Annotated in this window: 18 protein-coding genes, 1 tRNA gene and 1 pseudogene; 18 read left to right on the top strand and 2 right to left on the bottom strand. The window is 40.8% G+C overall.

Annotated features, from left to right (window positions below; all coding sequences use genetic code 11):
- Positions 1 to 41 precede the first annotated feature (41 nt).
- Positions 42 to 1907: an NAD(P)/FAD-dependent oxidoreductase gene (locus tag DES38_RS09445; protein ID WP_110251863.1), complete on the bottom strand. Its 1866-nt coding sequence runs from the start codon at positions 1905 to 1907 to the stop codon at positions 42 to 44.
- A 767-nt stretch (positions 1908 to 2674) separates the two neighbouring features.
- On the opposite strand from DES38_RS09445, the gene DES38_RS09440 reads away from it, so the two are divergent.
- From DES38_RS09440 to DES38_RS09420, 5 genes are read left to right on the top strand one after another with little or no spacing between them, the layout of a single operon-like run.
- Positions 2675 to 3724, top strand: a complete 1050-nt coding sequence (locus DES38_RS09440) for an FAD:protein FMN transferase (RefSeq protein ID WP_110251862.1) — start codon at positions 2675 to 2677, stop codon at positions 3722 to 3724.
- Positions 3725 to 3729: 5 nt separating this feature from the next.
- The gene (gene menA, locus DES38_RS09435) at positions 3730 to 4671 is read left to right on the top strand and encodes a 1,4-dihydroxy-2-naphthoate polyprenyltransferase (protein ID WP_110251861.1); all 942 of its coding nucleotides are present in this window, start codon (positions 3730 to 3732) and stop codon (positions 4669 to 4671) included.
- Positions 4672 to 4715: 44 nt separating this feature from the next.
- Positions 4716 to 5537 carry an energy-coupling factor transporter ATPase gene (locus DES38_RS09430; RefSeq protein WP_110251860.1) on the top strand — a complete coding sequence of 274 codons (822 nt, stop codon included), beginning with the start codon at positions 4716 to 4718 and terminating at the stop codon, positions 5535 to 5537.
- Positions 5522 to 6379: an energy-coupling factor transporter ATPase gene (locus DES38_RS09425; RefSeq protein ID WP_110251859.1), complete on the top strand. Its 858-nt coding sequence runs from the start codon at positions 5522 to 5524 to the stop codon at positions 6377 to 6379. Before DES38_RS09430 ends, DES38_RS09425 begins: the two co-directional genes overlap by 16 nt.
- Positions 6376 to 7170: an energy-coupling factor transporter transmembrane component T family protein gene (locus DES38_RS09420; protein ID WP_110251858.1), complete on the top strand. Its 795-nt coding sequence runs from the start codon at positions 6376 to 6378 to the stop codon at positions 7168 to 7170. The genes DES38_RS09425 and DES38_RS09420 overlap by 4 nt, the downstream gene beginning before the upstream one ends.
- Before the next feature lie 139 nt (positions 7171 to 7309).
- On the opposite strand, the gene DES38_RS09415 is transcribed toward DES38_RS09420, so the two are convergent.
- A tRNA-Met gene (locus tag DES38_RS09415) sits at positions 7310 to 7386 on the bottom strand.
- A gap of 155 nt (positions 7387 to 7541) precedes the next feature.
- Between DES38_RS09415 and tilS the strand changes: the two genes are divergently transcribed.
- The 13 genes and pseudogenes from tilS to lysS all read left to right on the top strand — a co-directional run bounded on the left by tilS (position 7542) and on the right by lysS (position 20694).
- Complete coding sequence (gene tilS / locus DES38_RS09410; RefSeq protein ID WP_110251857.1) at positions 7542 to 8918, top strand: tRNA lysidine(34) synthetase TilS; 1377 nt, start codon at positions 7542 to 7544, stop codon at positions 8916 to 8918.
- Positions 8919 to 8937: 19 nt separating this feature from the next.
- Positions 8938 to 9486 carry a hypoxanthine phosphoribosyltransferase gene (gene hpt / locus DES38_RS09405; protein ID WP_110251856.1) on the top strand — a complete coding sequence of 183 codons (549 nt, stop codon included), beginning with the start codon at positions 8938 to 8940 and terminating at the stop codon, positions 9484 to 9486.
- Between the two features lie 126 nt (positions 9487 to 9612).
- Positions 9613 to 11601, top strand: a complete 1989-nt coding sequence (ftsH, locus tag DES38_RS09400; RefSeq protein WP_110251855.1) for an ATP-dependent zinc metalloprotease FtsH — start codon at positions 9613 to 9615, stop codon at positions 11599 to 11601.
- A gap of 419 nt (positions 11602 to 12020) precedes the next feature.
- Positions 12021 to 12275 (top strand): annotated as a pseudogene (locus DES38_RS09395) (helix-turn-helix domain-containing protein); the annotation flags it as partial.
- A 271-nt stretch (positions 12276 to 12546) separates the two neighbouring features.
- The gene (locus DES38_RS09390; RefSeq protein ID WP_110251853.1) at positions 12547 to 13317 is read left to right on the top strand and encodes a type III pantothenate kinase; all 771 of its coding nucleotides are present in this window, start codon (positions 12547 to 12549) and stop codon (positions 13315 to 13317) included.
- 82 nt (positions 13318 to 13399) lie between these two features.
- Positions 13400 to 14284: an Hsp33 family molecular chaperone HslO gene (gene hslO / locus DES38_RS09385; RefSeq protein WP_110251852.1), complete on the top strand. Its 885-nt coding sequence runs from the start codon at positions 13400 to 13402 to the stop codon at positions 14282 to 14284.
- Positions 14284 to 15180, top strand: coding sequence for a peptidylprolyl isomerase (locus DES38_RS09380; protein ID WP_110251851.1), 897 nt, complete (start codon positions 14284 to 14286; stop codon positions 15178 to 15180). Before hslO ends, DES38_RS09380 begins: the two co-directional genes overlap by 1 nt.
- Positions 15181 to 15252: 72 nt before the next feature.
- Positions 15253 to 16179: a cysteine synthase A gene (gene cysK, locus DES38_RS09375; RefSeq protein ID WP_211305853.1), complete on the top strand. Its 927-nt coding sequence runs from the start codon at positions 15253 to 15255 to the stop codon at positions 16177 to 16179.
- 223 nt (positions 16180 to 16402) lie between these two features.
- Entirely contained in the window at positions 16403 to 17179 is a 777-nt protein-coding gene (gene folP / locus DES38_RS09370) for a dihydropteroate synthase (RefSeq protein ID WP_110251907.1), read from the top strand.
- Positions 17169 to 17534, top strand: coding sequence for a dihydroneopterin aldolase (folB, locus tag DES38_RS09365; RefSeq protein ID WP_281267687.1), 366 nt, complete (start codon positions 17169 to 17171; stop codon positions 17532 to 17534). The genes folP and folB overlap by 11 nt, the downstream gene beginning before the upstream one ends.
- Positions 17535 to 17537: 3 nt before the next feature.
- Positions 17538 to 18032, top strand: a complete 495-nt coding sequence (folK, locus tag DES38_RS09360; RefSeq protein WP_110251849.1) for a 2-amino-4-hydroxy-6-hydroxymethyldihydropteridine diphosphokinase — start codon at positions 17538 to 17540, stop codon at positions 18030 to 18032.
- A gap of 82 nt (positions 18033 to 18114) precedes the next feature.
- Positions 18115 to 19098 (top strand): tRNA dihydrouridine synthase DusB, encoded by a 984-nt coding sequence (gene dusB, locus DES38_RS09355; protein WP_110251848.1) that lies wholly within the window; start codon positions 18115 to 18117, stop codon positions 19096 to 19098.
- 111 nt (positions 19099 to 19209) lie between these two features.
- Entirely contained in the window at positions 19210 to 20694 is a 1485-nt protein-coding gene (gene lysS / locus DES38_RS09350; protein ID WP_110251847.1) for a lysine--tRNA ligase, read from the top strand.
- Positions 20695 to 21042 lie beyond the last annotated feature (348 nt).

Raw genomic sequence — 21042 nt, 5'->3', positions numbered from 1 at the left:
TGCGATGGCTTTCATTAAGAAAGCCATCGCAATCATGGTGTTTATTTATGATCTTTATATATTGCCTGCGGTTCACCGTACCACCATTTACTTAATTTAGTTTGGATAAATGGAATCACCCAGTAATCTAAACCGAACGTACGACCTGAGCCGTTGAGTAAAGCGATTGAAGCAGGTAATGCCCAAACTTTATCCCAACCAAGCATAGCAGTTAAGGTAAACATTACTAAGAATGCGGCACTTGCAGCAGATGCTAACCAAGTAAAGAGACCAGCGATTAAAGCAAGACCAATACCGATTTCAACAAATACCATTGCTTTTTGAGCAAATAAGGCAATGCCTTCAGTTGGTACCATGATACGCATGATCCACTCAAACCAGAATGGCATTTCTGAAAGAATTGGTTCTGCCCATTCCGTTGCTTCAGCACTTGCAGCTGTTGTAGGGTCTTGCAACCAGTGGAAGTTGATTTGTAATGTATCGGATTTAATCCATGAATCTTCGCCAATACCAGTGAAGAGGGTGCCGATGTTAGAAAGACTTGATGTTGCTTCTCCCCATTTCTCATAACCCCAAAGCTTAGCGCCACCTTCAACAATCCAGAACCCACCAACGAATATCCGAAGTGGTACGCTCCAAAGGACGTTACCATAACGCGTCAAGAAGTCGCGGAAAATGTTACGCTTATCTTTCGTGTGGAAAAATTCATGCTCAATGTACTTCGTCATGTAGTAACCACTGCTAATACCAAAGAAGTAATACAAGTTAACCATGTGCTTAACGAAGTTGGCAAACCAACCACTTAAATGTAAGCCCATTAAGTCGGCAACACCATAACGTGCACCGATTGAAACCATAATCCCGTGATATTTACCTTCATAAGCAACTTTTTCAGTGCCTTTAATGTCAGCAATAATGTTTTTAGCAGCGGTTGTTCCCGTTTGTTCTGCTGCTTCAACGATTTGAGGTGTTGGTGTACCTGGTTCTTCTTCAAAGTAAGCAAGGTCACCGACAACATAAACGTTTTCGTGTGTTTCAGATTCCATGTGTTTATTTACTTTCAAGCGCCCTGCTCGTGCTTGTTCTAAATCAAAGGAATCTGTATCTGTATTTGCTTTAACCCCAGCCGTCCAAGCAAGCATGTGTGTCGGGATGGTTTCACCACTTTTTAGTACGATGTCGTTTTCACGGACTTCAACAATTGGTGAATCTTTCATGATTTTTACGCCATGCTTAAGCATATAAGCTTCTGCTTTATCAGCATCACGACGTTCTAACATATTTAAGATTGTAGGCGCAGCTTCAATCACGTAGATTGAAATTTCATCAACATCTAGTTTATGATCTTTAGCTAAACGATCTTTCCATTCAATTAATTCACCTGCAAGTTCAACACCAGTGAAACCAGATCCACAAATGGTGAAGGTTAACAATGCACGACGTTTTTTCTCATCATGCTCATGTGCTGCTTGTTCAACAAGTGTTTCAATGCGTTCACGCATGCGAACGGCATCTTCCCATGACCATAGCGTATAACCATGTTCTTTAACGCCAGGTGTACCAAAGTCATTTGGTTCCCCGCCCATACCTAAGATAAGGTAGTCAAAGTTGAATGATCCGTGCTCAGTGATTACTTTCTTCGCATCGTGATCAACGTTAGTGACATTGTCTGTGACAAGATTCACTTTTGTACGGTTGAAAAGACGACGCAAGTCAAACTGAATTGCATCAGGTTCTACACGGTGTGCAGCAACTTCATGTAATTCTGTCATCATTGTGTGATACGAATGACGATCGATAAGCGTAATGTTTACACTATCGTCTTTTTTAAATTTTTTCGCTAGTTTCTTAGCGGCATGGACACCAGCGTAGCCGGCACCAATAATGACGATTTCTTTATTAGCCATTAAAATTTCACTCCTATAATAGAATTTATTAATGCAAATGTTCATAAAATGTTCACAAATCGTTCAAATTCGAGACTTGTTGTGAATTTGTGAACAACCATCCTATATTCTAACGCTCACACCGGGTGATGTCTAGCCTTTTTTAAAGATTATATAAGAAAATATATAAAAAGTTTTGATTCTGGTCATTCTATTAACAAAAATAGTCATTCTTTATACAAGTTTACGTAGGTATGTCTATATTTGGAACAGGTAATAAATCAATCGCAGTAAAAAGGTCACCTTGCTTAAAGCAATTAACGGTTTGCTTCATATTATAATAGAAGAATAAATTTTCGTTGTTTAAATTGAACGTGGAAAAAGATTAAAACCATAGAAGTGGCCACACAGGCTCTTGACTCAGCCTTCGAATTGTCTGTAAGAATAAAAGGACGCATTTAGATAGAGGTCTCAGAATAATGTACCGGACTCTACTTAGTACTCGAGGGCGACGTATCCCGGGTCACAATGGAAGAGTGGTTTAGCGTTACACGCATGTTTAATTGTTTTTTTAAACAAAAAAGTTAGCTAAGTATTCACATCTTGAAGAAAAAAGTCTAAAATATACAGTGAGCTTCCAGAACCATCATCATCGACAACCGTTTTAAATCGTGGTATGATGCGTTACGAAATCAGTATGTGAAAAAATGCACACGAAAATAGATGAAGACGAAGAGGGCTATCTTTTCTAGTGTCTCTAACGATAATACAAAAAGGGGAAGAGTCTTGTGAGAAACTTACGTTTAGGGTATATAGTTATTTTAGTAAGTCTGTTATTGGTTTTAACAGCGTGTAATGATGAAGAGAGCGATTTGAGAAGCCAACCGGTTAAAGAAACGTCTTTTTTATTAGGTACCGTAGTTAACCTAACGGTTTATGACAAAGACAGTGAAGCGACAGTGGACGAGGCAATTGCGATGATTGATCAGTATGAGCAGTTACTCAGTGATGAAATTGAAACATCAGAAGTCAGCCAAATCAATCAACAAGCAGGGATTAATCCCGTTAAAGTCTCCGAAGAAGTCTTTCAATTGATCGAGGATAGCATTGATTACGGCGAGCTATCAAATGGAGGCTTCGATATTACCGTTGGTCCGTTAACGAATTTATGGCGGATTGGTTATGACGATGCGAGAAAACCGAGTGATGAAGAAATTACAGAGGTGTTAGCCATCATCGATCATCAGTCGATTGTATTAGATGAAGAAAACCAAACGGTTTTTTTACCAGAGGAAGCCATGGAATTAGATCTTGGCGCTATTGCTAAAGGTTATATCTCAGATAGGGTTAATGAACTATTTGATGAAGCTGGTGTGACGACAGCAATCATTGATTTAGGTGGAAATATATACGTGAAAGGCAATCGCCCGACAGGTACGCCTTGGACGGTTGGGGTACAGAATCCGTTTTTAGGCCGCGGTGAGTTAATTGGACGAATTGAAGCGGTAGATAAATCGGTCGTCACTTCAGGAATTTATGAGCGTTATTTAGAAGTGGATGGTGAAACCTACCATCACTTACTAGACCCAGACACGGGTTATCCTTTCGATAACACGATTGCTGGCGTAACGATTGTTAGTGAAACATCGGTACAAGGTGATGCACTCTCGACGGCGGTCTTTGCTAATGGTGTGAATGGTGGAAAAGAAATCATTGAATCGCTTGAGGAAGTAGAAGCTATTTTCGTAACGAAAGATCAAGAAGTGATCCTAACAAGTGGTTTAGTCGATCAATTTGAATTGTTAAATGAGCAATTTACGATAATAGAAGAGGAGTAATCGAAATGACGATTAAATCGTTTTTAAAACTAGTTGAAATTCAGACAAAGATAGCGAGTGTGTTTCCATTTACGATTGGTATTTTATTTGTCTTGTTGCGCTACCAAGAGCTAAACATAGTGAATACATTGTTGTTTTTTGTGGCGATGTTACTGTTCGACTTAGCGACAACAGCAATCAATAATTTTATGGATTATTTAAAGGCGAGTACAGATACGTACCGGAAGACCCGAAACATTATTGGACAAGAAAACATTTCAACAAAAACGGTATTTGTGACAATTATTACCTTGCTGGTCACGGCTTCTAGCATCGGTGTTGTTTTAAGTTTCCGTACCGACTTTTTTGTCTTATTAATAGGGGTGATTTGTTTCGCAATCGGAATCTTCTATACATTTGGTCCAATTCCACTTTCTAGAATGCCACTAGGCGAAGTGTTTTCTGGCATGACGATGGGGTTTGGCATTATTTTTCTGGCCGTATATGTTAATGCATATGATCAGGGGATTGTCCATTTAGGGCTTGATGGCCCCACTTTGATATTTGAAGCGAATTTACTCTTGTTACTCGAAATTTTCTTAATTGCGCTACCAAGTGTTTTGACGATTGCGAATTTAATGTTAGCCAATAACATTTGTGACTTAGAAGAAGATATCTATAACCATCGTTATACGTTACCGTATTATATCGGTAAAGGAGTGGCTGTTAAATTATTTAATGCCCTCTATGTGATTAGTTTTATCGCAATTATCGCGAGTGTCATTGCAGAAATTGTGCCCTCTATTGTGCTGTTAAGTCTACTCGCGGGTTATCCTGTTTTTAAACAGGTACGTCTCTTTAATCGTAAACAAGAAAAAGCGGAAACGTTCGTTGTCTCGGTTAAAAACTTAGTCCTTGTTAATGGTGCGGTAAGTTTAAGCTTTTTGCTTGCATTGATTATTAACTAAGAAGACCTGCACGTGAGCTAAACAGATCATCGAGGAGGTTAAAGATGTTGAAAGAAGCAGTGCTTACTATTAAAGACTTATCGTTTCGTTATGACTTAAGAACAAACGATTACCAGTTAAATCAGATCAGTCTAGACTTTAACCGAGGCGAATGGGTGACGGTTATCGGTGACAACGGATCAGGTAAATCAACATTAGCACGTGTCATGATTGGCTTATACCCAGTAGAGCGAGGCATCATCCAGTTGGATGGTGTTCATTTATCAGAAGAGACCGTCCCACTATTCCGGCGTCGGATTGGCATGGTGTTTCAAAACCCGGATAATCAATTTATCGGAACGTCTGTAGAAGACGATGTTGCTTTTAGTTTGGAAAATCAAAATTTAACACGATCAGATATGAAGCGACGGGTTAAAGAGGCGTTACAAGAAGTAGGGATGTGGCAAGAGCGTAAGCTCGATCCACAGCAACTTTCAGGTGGGCAAAAACAGCGGGTACAAATCGCAGGTCTCTTGGCCTTACAGCCTGAAATTATGATTTTTGATGAAGCATTTGTGATGATTGATCCAGCAGCACGACGGGATCTGCTGGAGCTATTGCATCGTTTGAAGGAAAAACATCACTTAACGATCATATCGATTTCTCATGAACGCGAAGCATTGGTTTATAGTGATCGCATTATTCAATTAAAACAAGGAACCGTCTTTAGAGACGGGAGCCTGACAGAGATTTTTGCAGCAGATGAGAGCCTTGAGCCACCGATGGTCGAGCGATTAAATCGTGCACTTACTGCGCGAGGTCGAGGTATTTCTGAAAGCTATTTAACAGAAGAAGCGTTGGTGAATTTTCTATGCAAATCCAATTAAATGAGGTAAGTGCTGACTACAGTGTGGGTCCTTTCCGTAAGACAAATGTATTATCGGAGCTTTCCCTTTCGATTGAACAAGGTGCATTTACGGCGGTTATTGGTGAAACCGGCGCGGGGAAATCGAGTGTGTTGAAACTTGTTAATGGGTTATTGTTACCAACGAAAGGACACCTGCAGGTCGGTGAGTATACCTTAGAAAAGAATGTTGATAAACAGACGCTAAATGCCATTCGGAAAAATGTCGGCATGGTGTTTCAATTTCCTGAAAACCAATTGTTCGCAGAGACGGTTTATGACGATATTGCTTTCGGTCCGCGCAACTTTGGTTTCACTGAGGTAGAGGTTGAACGCTTGGTTGAAGAAGCGAGCGCGACCGTTGGCTTAGCGCGGCACTTGTTTACGCGCTCACCTTTTAATTTGTCCGGTGGTCAGCAACGCCGTGTTGCAATTGCTGGAGTTCTTGCGACAGAACCAGAAATCTTAGTGTTAGATGAACCGGCTGCTGGGTTGGACCCAGAGGGCAAGCGTGCAATTTTTGATATGCTTAAAGACTTGCACCAACGAAAAGGCTTAACAACGGTAATGGTGACACATGACATGGATGATGTGGTCCACTATGCAGATGATGTGATTGTGATGGCTAAAGGTGAAGTGAAAGCGCATTTGTCGGTTGCGGAGTTATTCAATCAAGAAGCCTTACTAAAAAGATACCGACTTGAATTACCTGAAGTCTTGCGCTTAAAGCAGACAATTGAACAGGCCAAAGGTCAGCCATTACGTGCACACCCGAAGACGGTTGATGAGTTGGCTAGAGCAATGATTGAGGAGGGCTGGGTATGAATCAACTTATTTTCGGTCGGTATTTTCCGGGTGATTCTTTTATTCATCACCTCGACCCACGCTTCAAATTAATTTTTGCCCTCATCTATGTAGGTTTACTGTTCTTTCTTGAATCGACCTTCTATTACTTATTGTTTTTTGTACTGACTTTATTATTAATGGAACAAACGGGGGTAAAGCTAGCGATTTATGTCAAGGGTGTAAAACCGTTAATTTGGTTAATTCTTTTTGCGGTAACGTTACGGATAATGACGACAAGTGGGGGAGATGTCTATCTGCGCTATGGTCCGTTTGCGATTTCTTCGTTCGGTTTAACGTTAGGATTGCAGACGTTTTTACGGTTTGTGATGATTATCTTTATTTCAACGGTGCTGACCCTAACAACAAAACCCGTTGAAATCACCGATGCCTTGTATTTTCTATTGAAACCGTTGAAGTACATTAAGGTACCGATTGAAGACTTAAGTTTAATGTTATCGATTGCTTTACGATTTATTCCTAATCTTTTAGATGAAACAGATAAAGTGATGAACGCTCAGAAAGCTAGAGGAATGGTGTTTGGCCAAGGGTCCTTAATCAATCAAATGAAAGCTTTAGTTCCCCTTGTGCTGCCCTTATTTCAAAATTCATTGAAACGAGCCGAAGATATGGCGGATGTACTTGAAGTGAAAGGTTATCAATCCAATCAAAAGCGAAGCCACTACCGGGAATTAAAGTGGAAAAAGCAAGACGTCTTTGGTTCTTTATTTCTCCTGATGTTGATGGTGGTTGTCTTTGTTTTTCAGCAGTAGCTAAACTGCTCGTGTAGCTAATCCTCGTTTTTTTATTAACGCTTAATGCAGTGATGGATAAAACAAAAAAAGAGGTGTCTCTATTCGTAGAGACACCTCGGTTATTTATTAGTAGCTAATGTTTATTGAAATTTAGAAATGGTAGCGGCGGAGGGGATCGAACCCCCGACCTCACGGGTATGAACCGTACGCTCTAGCCAGCTGAGCTACACCGCCATAAGAAAGTCACAAGTGATATAATACAATAGCCATTCCCTTGTGTCAATAGTTTTCAAAAGAAAGTTTCAGTTTAATGATGGGTTATAGTTGTCATGGTGCGTTGATCTTTGGTACGATGTAACAGTCAAATTAAACGTAAAGTAGGGTTTGTCATGCTAGAAAAAGTGAAGGCAACAATTACGGCGAATCAATTATTGGAACAAGGCGACCATGTTTTAGTTGCTGTCAGTGGTGGTGCTGATTCAATGGCATTACTCCATTGTTTAGAAGCCTTGCAGGAACAGTATCAGTTAAATTTAACGGTCTGCTCGATTGATCATGGACTCCGTGGAGCAACGTCTGCAGCGGATGTTTTGTTTGTAGAAGCTTATGCAAAGCAGCATGCGCTCACCTTTAAAGCTGTGACATTAGATGTGTACCCGTACAAAAAAGAACAGAAGATCAGTACGCAGGTTGCCGCACGCACGTTACGCTACAAAGCATTAGCTGAAGTCATGGAAGCTGTTGGTGCGACCAAGGTTGCTCTCGCGCATCACCTAGATGACCAAACAGAAACGTTGCTTATGCGACTTGTGCGACAAACTGAGCCAGAAGCACTTTTAGCGATGCCGATCAAGCGCGCCTTTTTTGGTGGTGAGCTTATTCGTCCGTTCATGGATATCGAAAAAGAAGCCATTTATACCTATCTAAAAGCGCATCAGCTATCCTTTCGTGAAGATGCATCGAATCAAGAAGATGCTTATCGTAGAAATGCGCTTCGTTTGCATGTCTTGCCAAAGTTAAAAGCAATGAATCCAAATCTTAACCAAACCTTAACGGTACTACGAGAACACCTTGGCGATGATGAAAGTTATCTTGCGCAACAAACAGAAGTGTTGCAAAAAAAGGTGCTCAGCTTTAATGCGGCCCCTTTCGAAATATCTTTTGAAATTGAAGCGGTGAAAAACCAGCCCCGTGCTTTACAAAGAAGGCTGTTTCATCTAATATTAAACTATCTGTATGATACCGTTCCAACTGATTTAAGTTACAAACATGAAGAACAATTTTATTCATTGCTTCACGCACAAACCGCTCAGCAATCATTCAACCTGCCTGAAGGTGGTCTGATGCGTAAAGTTTACCGAGGCGTCACGTTCACGTTTAAACAGGTTAAAGACGCTTTTGACGTTACACTTTCAGTCCCAGGTGTGACAAGATTACCTGGTGGCGATCGCGTGCTATGTGAACGAGTAACCCAAACAACAGCTGCCTCGCCGTGGGAAGTTTATCTCGTTGACACGGGTGAACCCATTTCAGTGCGGACACGGCAAGATGGAGACCGTATCTATTTAGCTTCGTTAGAAGGGCATAAAAAAATTAGTCGAATTTTTATTGATCAAAAAGTCGATCAAGAGCTACGGAAGACATGGCCAATCCTTGTCCAAGGCGAAGAAATTTTATGGGTCATTGGGTTAGCGAAAAGTGAAGCGCATAAACGAATGAATACTAATCAGTATGTGAAGATAACGTATCAAAAAAATAATTTGTGATTTAGTAGGAGGACCAAAGATGCATAACGACATCGAGAAGATATTAGTGACAACAGAAGAAATTGAAGAAAAATGCAAGGAGCTAGGCCAACAGTTAGCAGAAGAATACCGTGATCGCTTCCCACTTGCTGTCGGTGTCTTAAAAGGTGCACTTCCATTCATGTCTGATGTTCTTCGACACATGGATACATATTTAGAAATGGATTTCATGGATGTATCAAGTTACGGTGGAGGAATGACCTCATCGGGAGAGGTTAAAATTGAGAAGGATTTAAATACGAAGGTAGAAGGACGCGATATCTTAATCATTGAGGACATCATCGATAGCGGTCTTACCCTTAGCTATTTGGTCGATTTATTCAAATACCGCAAAGCACGTTCAATTAAAATTGTAACCTTATTAGATAAACCGTCAGGACGGACTGCGAAAATTTCTGCTGATGTTGTTGGGTTTAAAGTGCCAAACGAGTTTGTCGTAGGCTATGGGTTAGATTATCAAGAAAAATATCGTAACCTGCCTTACATCGGTGTATTGAAACCGCATGTTTACGGTGGCGATTTAGAATAGAATGATTAAAAAAACAAAAAATTAACCAAAACGATAACGATCAAACATCGAGTCGGATAAATTGCTATAAGTGATTTTTTTATGATAAGATGTACTATAGTTTTCTCGTTTGGGAGGAGGAATGTCATGAATCGTTTAACCCGTAATTTGATTTTCTATTTCGTAATCTTTCTCGTATTGCTTTCATTGATGCAGTTGATTACTGGAAATACAAATCAAACAAAAGAATATCGTCTCGATGAATTCATCGAGGTATTATCAGATGAAGAAATAGAAGAAATGCTGATGCGCCCAGCGCATGGTGTCATGCAAGTCACTGGGGTGTTAAAAGATGAGGAAGAAACACGCTTCATTACACACATTCCTTTAGAATCAGAAATTGTTGCTTATGTTGAAGGACAAGGTGCAAGTCAAGAAATTTTAGAAGTTCAACCCGAAGAACAACCGAGTGCGATTCTTAGTTTTATTACTGCAATCGCACCGTTTATAATCGTGGTCGTTATTTTCTTATTCTTAATGAACCAATCACAAGGTGGAGGAAACCGAGTGATGAACTTCGGTAAGAGTAAGGCGAAGATGTACTCCGAAGAAAAGAAAAAAGTACGCTTTACTGATGTAGCAGGTGCAGATGAGGAAAAACAAGAACTCGTTGAAGTGGTCGATTTCTTAAAAGACCCACGAAAATTCACTGCAATTGGTGCAACTATTCCTAAAGGTGTCTTGCTCGTTGGACCTCCAGGAACAGGTAAAACATTACTTGCACGTGCCGTCGCTGGTGAAGCAGGTGTGCCATTCTTCTCAATTAGTGGTTCAGACTTTGTTGAGATGTTTGTCGGTGTGGGTGCGTCGCGTGTTCGTGATTTATTCGAAAATGCGAAGAAAAACTCACCGTGTATTATCTTTATTGATGAGATTGATGCTGTCGGTCGTCAACGTGGCGCAGGTGTTGGTGGTGGTCACGATGAACGTGAGCAAACCTTAAATCAATTACTCGTTGAAATGGATGGTTTTGGTGATAATGAAGGCATTATAATTATCGCGGCAACTAACCGCCCTGATATTTTAGATCCAGCGTTATTACGTCCAGGTCGTTTTGACCGTCAAATTACTGTAGATCGTCCCGATTTAAAAGGGCGTGAAGAAGTCTTGAAAGTACATGCGCGTAATAAACCGTTAGCGGATGATGTGGATCTTAAAACAATCGCAATGCGTACACCAGGTTTTTCTGGTGCGGACTTAGAGAACTTGCTGAATGAAGCAGCCCTCGTTGCAGCCCGTACAGATAAAACTAAGGTTGAGATGGAAGATGTTGATGAGGCGATTGATCGCGTCATTGCTGGTCCGGCTAAGAAGAGTCGGGTTATTTCAGAAAAAGAACGCAACATTGTTGCCTACCATGAGAGTGGTCATACGATTATTGGTATGGTATTAGATGAAGCTGATATGGTTCACAAAGTAACGATTGTCCCTCGTGGACAAGCCGGTGGTTATGCTGTGATGTTACCGCGTGAAGACCGTTACTTTATGACGAAACCAGAACTTTTAGATAAGATTACTGGACTCTTAGGTGGACGTGTTGCCGAAGAGGTCATCTTTGGTGAAGCATCAACAGGTGCACACAATGACTTCCAGCGTGCGACAAGCATTGCACGTAAGATGGTGACAGAATACGGCATGAGTGACAAGATTGGTCCATTGCAATTTAGTAATGGCAGCGGTCAAGTATTCTTAGGTCGTGACATGCAGAATGAATCAAATTACAGCGATCAAATCGCGTATATCATTGATCAAGAAATGCAAAGCATTATCAATCTCTGTTATAGACGTGCGAAAGATATCTTAACTGAGAAACGTGATAAGTTGGAGTTAGTCGCACAGACGTTACTTGAAGTTGAAACCCTCGATGCCGCTCAAATTAAATCATTATATGAAGATGGCGAGCTTCCAGAAGAAGTTGTTTCAGAGCAATCAGGAGAAGCGAGTGAAGAAACACCTGTTAGCGAAGAAACGGCTGAGACGTCAACTGAAGAAGAAACTGAGGCAGAACCTGCATCTTTTGAAGAAGCAGCTGAAGCTGAAGAAGAAGAAACAGAAGAAAAGAAAAACGACGAATAAATGATAAAGACCAGTCATGCTTTAAGAGGTAACCACTTCTTAAAGAGGAAGCTGGTCTTTTCTTTTCTGAAAATCTTTCTAGCGTTTATCTAAATTAGGCGAGACCCCCCATCTTCAAGGAATGTTAAGCGCTTATCCCAATGAGTAAGTGGGGGATGAATCGCCTTCGGGCAAGGGATGGGGCCTCTCCATCTTAATTGCCCGACTTGTCGAGGGCTACTTGTATTAGGTGAAAAATAGCTTGTGTACGAGTGCCAAACCCTTTTTCATCTTTGTTTTTGTCCATGCTATTCAAAAGTGTTTTTGAGAATCTTAATACAACGGACTGTTTTTCCATGAAAACCATCTAAAATGATAGATAAAATATATTGAATATGCGATATAATAGGTACATCATGTCGTAAAGGAGGCGGATTTCAATGTTGGTGAATAAAGCCTATAAGTTTCGCATCTATCCGAATAGTGAACAGGAAACCCTGATTGCAAAGACCATCGGCTGTTCTCGTTTTGTGTTTAATCATTTCCTTTCGGTAGGGAATGATACTTACAAGAAAACAGGCAAAGGGCTTAGTGATTACGCTTGCTCCTCTCAACTTCCCAAGCTAAAAAAAGAATACGAGTGGCTCAAAGAAGTGGACAGTATCGCTATACAAACAAGTGTTAAGCATCTTGCTTTGCGTGAATGGCTATGTCCAACGTGCCCTACCCATCACGACAGGGATTTGAACGCAAGTAAAAATAGTGAAGCCGAAGCTATAAGGCTTCTAACCGAAGGGACTTCGGAGATAGCCTAACCCATAACTGACCGCTAGGTCGGTGTTCTTAGGAATCTCCATCTTCAAATGTCGTAAGAAATTAAGGTGGAGTAATTCAAATTTGTTGTTCCGCTAAAAAAACAGTAAAATAGAACAAGGCTAAGTAAATTTAATAAAAGATGGTGAAAATATGTTATTTGTTTTGGATGTAGGGAACACAAATACAGTGATGGGCTTGCTAGAAGATAAAGAAATCATTTATCAATGGCGAATCAAGACCGACCGTGAGAAAACAGAAGATGAATTTGCTGTGTTAATGACAGCTTTATTCGCTCAACATGAGTTAACATTTGATTGTGTAGACGATATTATTATTTCGTCGGTGGTGCCGCCAATTATGTATGCATTAGAGAAGTTAGCACTGAAATATTTTGATAAACAAGCAATTGTCGTTGGAGAAGCGCCAATCGAATCTTATTTAAATATGAAATACCCGGTCCCGAAAGAGATTGGGGCAGATCGCATTGTTAATGCAGTCGGTGCAATCAAAACATACGGTGCACCACTAATCGTAATAGACTTTGGGACGGCAACGACCTATTGCTACATCGATGAAACAGAAAGTTACGTCGGAGGTGCAATTATTCCTGGTATTAAAATTTCGATGGATGCTTTGTATAACAAAGCCGCTAAACTACCAAAGGTAGAAATCAAGCACCCCGAGAATATCATTGGTCAATCAACGGTTGAAGCGATGCAGTCAGGTTTATACTTCGGTTATGTTGGTCAAGTCGATGAAGTTGTGCGTCGATTTAAGGTAGAAAGTAAAAGTGAACCAACGGTTGTTGCAACCGGTGGACTGGCTGATCTAGTTGCGGATGAATCAGCAACAATTGATGTGGTTGATCCGGTCTTAACCTTAAAAGGGCTAGCGGAAATTTATCAATCTGTTAAGCCGTAAGCAATAGATCACGTTTAACGGTGAGGCCGTTAGCGGAATAGCTAAGTTAAATGAATAGACAAACATAAAAGGAGTTTTTAGAGTGAGTGATTATTTAGTGAAAGCAACAGCCTATGACGGGGCAGTGAGAGCATATGCCATTCAATCGACAGCGTTGGTAGAAGAAGCAAGACGTCGTCATGATACATGGGCAACGGCATCAGCGGCATTAGGTCGAATGATGACGATATCAGCAATGATGGGTACGATGTTAAAAGGTGACGATAAATTAACGGTAAAATTAGAAGGTAATGGACCGACAGGTCCAATTGTTGCAGACTCTAACGCAAAAGGTGAAGTAAGAGGTTATATTACGAACCCTCATGTAGACTTTGAGTTAAGTGAACAAGGAAAGCTTGATGTGCGTCGCGCCGTTGGGACAGAAGGCTTTCTCAGTGTCGTCAAAGACCTCGGCTTAAAAGAGCATTTCACTGGGCAAGTACCGATTGTCTCAGGCGAAGTAAGTGAAGATTTTACCTATTATTTTGCTCGTTCAGAACAAGTTCCTTCTGCGGTGGGTGCAGGCGTACTTGTGAATCCGGATCATTCCATTCTAGCTGCCGGTGGTTTTATTATTCAAATCATGCCAGGCGCTACAGAAGAGATGATTGATACCATTGAACAAAATATAGCAAGCATTCCACCGATATCATCGCTTATTCAAGAAGGCATATCGCCGGAAGAAATTCTTTATCGTCTCTTTGGTAAAGAAAATGTACATGTTCTGCAGCATATGCCAGTCCGCTTTCATTGTTCATGTTCACGCGAGCGAATTAAAAATGCAGTCCGCGGTTTAGGTGATGAAGAGATTGATATGATGATTGAAGAAGACGGTGGGGCAGATGCGACATGTCATTTTTGTAATGAGCACTATCATCTAAATGTTGAAGATCTTAAAGAACTAAAACAGGCAGGAGACTATCAATAATGAAAAAACGATTACTCGTGATACTTGGTTTATTGTTGATTACTAATGGTTTAACATATTTTTTCGCCCGTTCAGCGGAAGATCAAACAAGTCAGCCTTATCCAGAAAGTGAAACAGTTGACCGAGAAGAGCCAGTAGCAACAATTAATGAAGAACCTGTTCACTTTGATGATTGGATGCGTTATTTAGAGAATGAGTATGGAAAGGTTGCGCTAGAGGATTTGATTACTGATCGTGTTGCGCAAGAAATTAGTGACGAAGAGAACATTTCAATTGAACCACGATTGATTGATTTAGAGGTTGCGCATATGCACACGATTCATGGACAATTAAGCGAAGAGGAAGCAGCCAAACAAGAAGTGATTTGGCGTGAACAGATCAAGTCGCGATTGTTGACTGAAGCACTGTTTGCGCGAGATGTTGAGGTAGATGACAATGAAGTCGACGCCTACTATATTGAAAATGATGGGGACTTTGATTTTAACCGTCGCTTAGAAATCTCTGAGATTCGTGTGGGTGACGCAGAAACTGCTCAGGCCATTTATCAAGAATTAGAAGAGGGTGCTAATTTTAATGCGTTAGCTCGTGAGCATGCGACAGATGAAGAAACACTAGAAAATGGAGGGTATCTCGGTTTCTATGCTGATTCATCAACGTTTTTGTCAGATGATTATATCAGTGAAGTAACAGCATTATCCCCTTACAGCTACAGTGAGCCTTTTTCGGAGAATGGTCAATATATATTGGTGTACTTACACCGTGACATTGAGGCGATTCAACTAGCGAAAGATGAAGTAACTGATCATATCAGGCGTCAGATTGCCTTAGAAACATTCACTTACATGCCGGATAGAAAAAGCTTATGGGATGAGCAAAATGTTGAGTGGATTTATTGACAAAATCGTCCAATTGCGCTACAATGTAATAAATTCAAATAAGAATACTCGGAATTAGGAGGCGTTTTAATAATGACTGTTGAACAAACAATAACAGATTTAATTGGTAAAACCCCGATCGTGAAACTTCAACGCTTAACAGGTGAGAATGATGCAGATGTCTACGCGAAATTAGAGTACATGAATCCAGGTAGCTCAGTTAAAGATCGCATTGCACTGGCAATGATTGAACAAGCAGAAAAAGATGGGGTTATTAAACCCGGTGACACCATTGTCGAACCTACCAGTGGTAACACAGGGATTGGTATCGCTATGGTTGCAGCCGTTAAAGGCTATCAAGCTGTGTTGGTTATGCCAGATACGATGAGCTTAGAACGTCGTAATTTATTGCGTGCTTATGGCGCGCGCTTAATCTTAACACCTGGTTCGGCAGGAATGAAGGGTGCAATTAAGAAAGCAGGGGAACTGGCTGAACAAAATGGTTATTTTATGCCGCAACAGTTCCAAAATCAAGCCAATCCAAAAGTGCATGAATTGACAACCGGACCAGAAATTGTAGAAGCCATGGGCGATTCTCTCGATGCTTTTGTTGCCGGTATTGGTACAGGTGGAACGATTTCAGGCGCAGGGAAAGTTTTAAAAGCGAACTACCCTAACATTACTATTTATGCTCTGGAACCTGAAGGGTCAGCGGTGTTATCAGGTAATGAACCAGGACCGCATAAAATCCAAGGGATTGGCGCTGGCTTTATTCCGGGAACATTGAATACAGAAATCTATGATGAGATCTTTACTGTAACAAATGATCAAGCCTACGAAACGGCAAGAGAAGCTGCACGTCTAGAAGGTTTACTTGGTGGCGTTTCATCTGGCGCAGCGCTTTATGCGGCGAAAGAAATTGCTAAAAAACTAGGTAAAGGTAAAAAAGTTTTAACTGTTATTCCAAGCAATGGTGAACGCTATCTATCAACACCGTTGTATCATTTTGATGAAGAATAAGAGCTAATCTTTAAGCTGAATAGCGTTTATATTAGAAACACGTACCTAGCGTTTAGGTGCGTGTTTTTTTCTCTATGTAGCTGAAGGATTTATCTAAACAACGATGATTCGATTCATGGTATGATAGTGATAAAATGATTGTGTTTAGGGGGATGAGTGTTAAGTGAAGCCAATCGAGAAGATTAGCAAACTAAGAGGAAATAAAACAGCAACAACATTGATAATGGGAATTTTAAATGTTACCCCAGATTCATTTTCTGATGGGGGTTCTTATATGGAGGTTGAGCAAGCACTTGCCCAAGTGCGACAAATGATTGGTGATGGAGCAGACATTATCGATATTGGTGGAGAATCAACCCGGCCCGGTTTCACACCGGTGTCGATTGAGGAAGAAATTGCTCGAATTGTACCCGTTATTAAGGCAATTCGTAAAGAGAGTGAGGTATTAATTTCAGTTGATACCTATAAAAGTGCGGTAGCGCGGGAAGCGATCGCTGCGGGGGCAGATATGATTAATGATGTCTGGGGTGGAAAAGACGATCCTGAGATTCTTGATGTGGCCGTTGACTATGCTTGCCCAATCGTTTTAATGCATAATCGTAAAGATTCTGAGTATAAAGAGTTGATTCAAGACATAAAAAGTGATTTAATCGAAAGTATTGAAATGGCAAAATCCCGGGGTGTGAAGGATGAACAGATCATTTTAGATCCTGGTATTGGTTTTCAAAAATCGAAACAAGATAATTTATCTGTGCTTCGGCGTTTAGATGAGTTGAACAGTTTAGGGTATCCACTTCTACTTGGGACATCGCGAAAATCATTTCTTGGTTACGCGACAGGTTTAAGTGTGGATGAACGCGATGAAGCAACCGCAGCAACGACGGTTGATGGCATAATGAAAGGTATTCAAATTGTTCGCGTGCATAATGTTAAATTGAATAAACGCGTCAGTGTAATGGCTGATCTACTGGCGGGAAGAGGTGTGGGATTTGACGGATAAAATTCATTTAAACGGGCTAATGTTCTACGGTTACCATGGTGCGATTAAAGAAGAAAATGTATTGGGACAACGATTTGTTGTTGACTTGGAGCTCGACGTTGATTTATCAAAAGCCGGAAGAAATGATGCACTTGATGCCTCGGTGCATTACGGTGAAGTTTACGATGAAACCAAACATATTGTTGAAGGGAAACCTTATCAACTTATTGAAGCAGTTGCAGAAGCCGTCAGTACAGCGCTGTTAACCCGGTTTTTAAAAATTGAATCCTTGACCGTTAAGGTTACAAAACCAAACCCACCAATCAACGGCATTTATGACTCAGTAGCGGTTAGTATTTACCGGAAGCGAGGTTGACGAATGGAAGCTTATATTGCGCTGGGATCAAACATTGAACCGAGGGTTGATTATTTAGCAGAGGCGATAAAACAGCTCGAAGCAGATCCGCAAGTGAAGGTGATTGCTCGGTCATCCATTTATGAAACAGAACCAGTAGGTTATACAGAACAATCAAAATTTTTAAATCAAGTTATTCAAATCGAGACCGACTATATGCCTGAAGCGTTACTCGAGACAACGCAGGCCGTTGAACAAATGCTAGGTCGAAAAAGAGCTATTCGATGGGGTCCGCGGACGATTGACTTAGATATATTACTGTTTGAAGAAATAGTCATTGACACCGAACAGCTAACGGTGCCACACCCACGTTTGCAGGAACGAGCATTTGTGCTAGTCCCTCTTTCGGAACTTGCACCGAGGGCTATCATTCCAGGTGTCGATCAAACAGTGGAGAAGGCATTGGCGGCTGTGCCGGCACAAGACCGATTGGATGTAAAACGCCTGTCAATTGGTTGATGCAATGACATGAGGTATTTGATGCAAAGGTATGATAAGAACATATAGATAAAATATAGGGTGTGGCGAAAGGGGAAGGCAGATGTTTCAGATTGGCGATATAACAATTCCGAATCGAGTTGTACTTGCACCGATGGCGGGTGTTAGCAACTGGGCATTTCGGTTAACGGTGAAAGAATTCGGCGCTGGACTTGTATGTGCAGAAATGGTCAGTGATAAAGGGATTGTAAATAAGAATAAAAAAACAATGGACATGTTGTATATTGATGATGCGGAAAAACCGATGAGTCTACAAATATTTGGTGGAGAAAAGGATTCAATGATTACAGCGGCGCAGTTTGTGGACCAACACACGAATGCAGATATTATTGATATCAATATGGGGTGTCCCGTACCGAAGATTACAAAATGTGATGCAGGTTCACGTTGGTTGCTCCAACCTGAAAAGATTTATGAACTCGTTTCTGCTGTTTCAGCAGCGGTTGATAAACCAGTAACCGTAAAAATGCGTTCTGGCTGGGATGATGATTCTATTTTTGCGCTTGAAAATGCGAAAGCTGCTGAAGAAGCGGGAGCGAAAGCACTTGCTTTACATGGTCGAACCCGTGAGCAAATGTATGAAGGTAGAGCGGATTGGGATATCATAAAACGCGTGAAGCAACAGGCGAATATTCCGATTATCGGTAACGGTGACATTGACTCACCCGAAATAGCTAAAAAACGATTAGATGAAACAGGTGTAGATGCGGTGATGATTGGTCGCGCAGCTCTCGGGAATCCGTGGATCATGTATCGAATTACCCAATATATTGAGAAGGGTATTTTAATTGATGAACCTTCGCCTGAAGAAAAAGTGAAAGTCTGCTTACTTCATGCAGACCGGTTGACTAAAATTAAGTCAGAAAAAGTAGCGATTATGGAAATGCGAAAACATGCAGCGTGGTACTTAAAAGGACTTAAAGGTAACGGTAAAATTCGCAAACAAATCAATGAAGTAGAAACTCGATTTGAATTAGAGGCATTACTAAGCGACTATGTCACGCAACTTGAGCAAATCAATCGTTAAGTATACAATAGAAAAGATAGTTTACAGACTGGCTCACTATGCTATAGTAGCAAAGTGAAAGAAATCATTGATTATATTAATCTACTATTAAAACATACGGGAGTGAAACAAATGTCAGAAGAAGTAAATGAGCATATGCGGGTGCGTCTCGATAAGATGAATCATATGATGGAGCAAGGCATCGATCCATTCGGCGCTAAATTTGAGCGGACACACTTGGCAAGTGAACTAAAAGCAAACTACGATGCACTCACAAAAGAGGAGTTAGAAGCGGAGGGCATACGTGCAACGGTTGCGGGTCGGATCATGACTAAACGTGGGAAAGGAAAAGCGGGTTTTTCTCATATCCAAGACTTATCAGGCCAAATCCAACTTTATGTGCGTAAAGATGGTGTCGGTGAGGAGGCTTATGAAATATTTAACTCGGCTGACTTAGGAGATATCGTCGGTGTAAGTGGTACGGTTTTTAAAACAAATGTTGGAGAATTATCAGTGAAAGCAGATCGTTTTGAAATTTTAACAAAAGCCTTACGCCCATTACCAGAGAAATTTCATGGTCTCAAGGATGTAGAGCAGCGTTATCGTCAACGTTACCTTGATCTAATTACGAATCCAACAAGTAAAGAAACTTTTATTATGCGGAGCAAGATTATTCAAGCAATGCGTCGATACCTTGATGGTCAAGGATTCTTAGAGGTCGAAACGCCGATGATGCATAGCATCGCTGGTGGGGCTGCGGCTCGCCCTTTCACAACACATCACAATGCTTTAGATATGCCGTTGTTTATGCGGATTGCGATTGAGTTGCATTTAAAACGCCTTATCGTTGGCGGTCTAGAGAAAGTTTATGAAATCGGTCGTGTCTTTAGGAATGAAGGTGTATCGACACGCCATAATCCAGAATTTACGATGTTAGAACTCTATGAAGCATACGCAGATTATGATGACGTGATGGATCTTGTTGAAAACATGGTCGCATTTATTGCTAAAGATGTAACGGGTTCAACAACCGTACAGTACGGGGACGATGCGATTGATCTAGCGCCGCGCTGGAAGCGGGTCCATATGGCTGATATTGTTAAAGAATATACGGGCGTTAATTTCTTTGAAGCATTAACGGACGATGAAGCACATGCGCTTGCTAAGGAACATGGTGTGGATGTGAAGCCATCAATGACATTTGGTCATATTTTAAATGAGTTCTTTGAACAGAAAGTGGAGGAACATCTTGTTCAACCGACATTTGTTTATGGCCATCCAGTTGAAATTTCACCACTGGCAAAGAAAAATAAAGAAGATGGCCGATTTACGGACCGGTTTGAGTTATTTATTGTGCGTCGTGAACACGCGAATGCATTTTCGGAATTAAATGACCCGATTGATCAGCGCCAGCGTTTTGAAGCGCAAGTGGCGGAAAAAGAGGCAGGTAATGATGAAGCGCACGAAATGGATGAAGATTTCTTAGAAGCATTAGAATATGGTATGCCACCAACAGGGGGATTAGGAATAGGAATCGATCGTTTAGTTATGTTACTAACGAATGCGCCATCGATTCGAGACGTGTTACTATTTCCACAAATGCGCAATCGCGACTAATTTTTCACTAAGAGATAGGATATAGCGCGCTTATACAAACACGTGCCATTTAAATGTGGCACGTGTGATTTTTTTTAGCGAAAAGAGTTGATTTCATTTGGTGAGCGTGTTATATTAATCAAGTCGCAAAAATACATTGTAAAATGTGAGTGACCTTCTTAATAGAAGCGAGTTAAAAAAGTTGTTGACATTTACTGATCAGCTATTATATAATATAAAAGCTGTCGCGGAAAAAGTGACAACACATTGATCTTTGAAAACTGAACAAAACACACAGTATGTTAAGAAAAACAAGTAAGTAAAGCTAGTGCTTTAACCAGAGTTATTATGACTCTTTCAATTATATTG

Origin of the sequence: Streptohalobacillus salinus, assembly GCF_003201605.1 — a bacterium.
GTDB lineage: Bacteria > Bacillota > Bacilli > Bacillales > Amphibacillaceae > Streptohalobacillus > Streptohalobacillus salinus.
The sequence above is the reverse complement of the archived record's forward strand: the minus strand, read 5'-3'. Positions and strand labels throughout refer to the sequence as shown.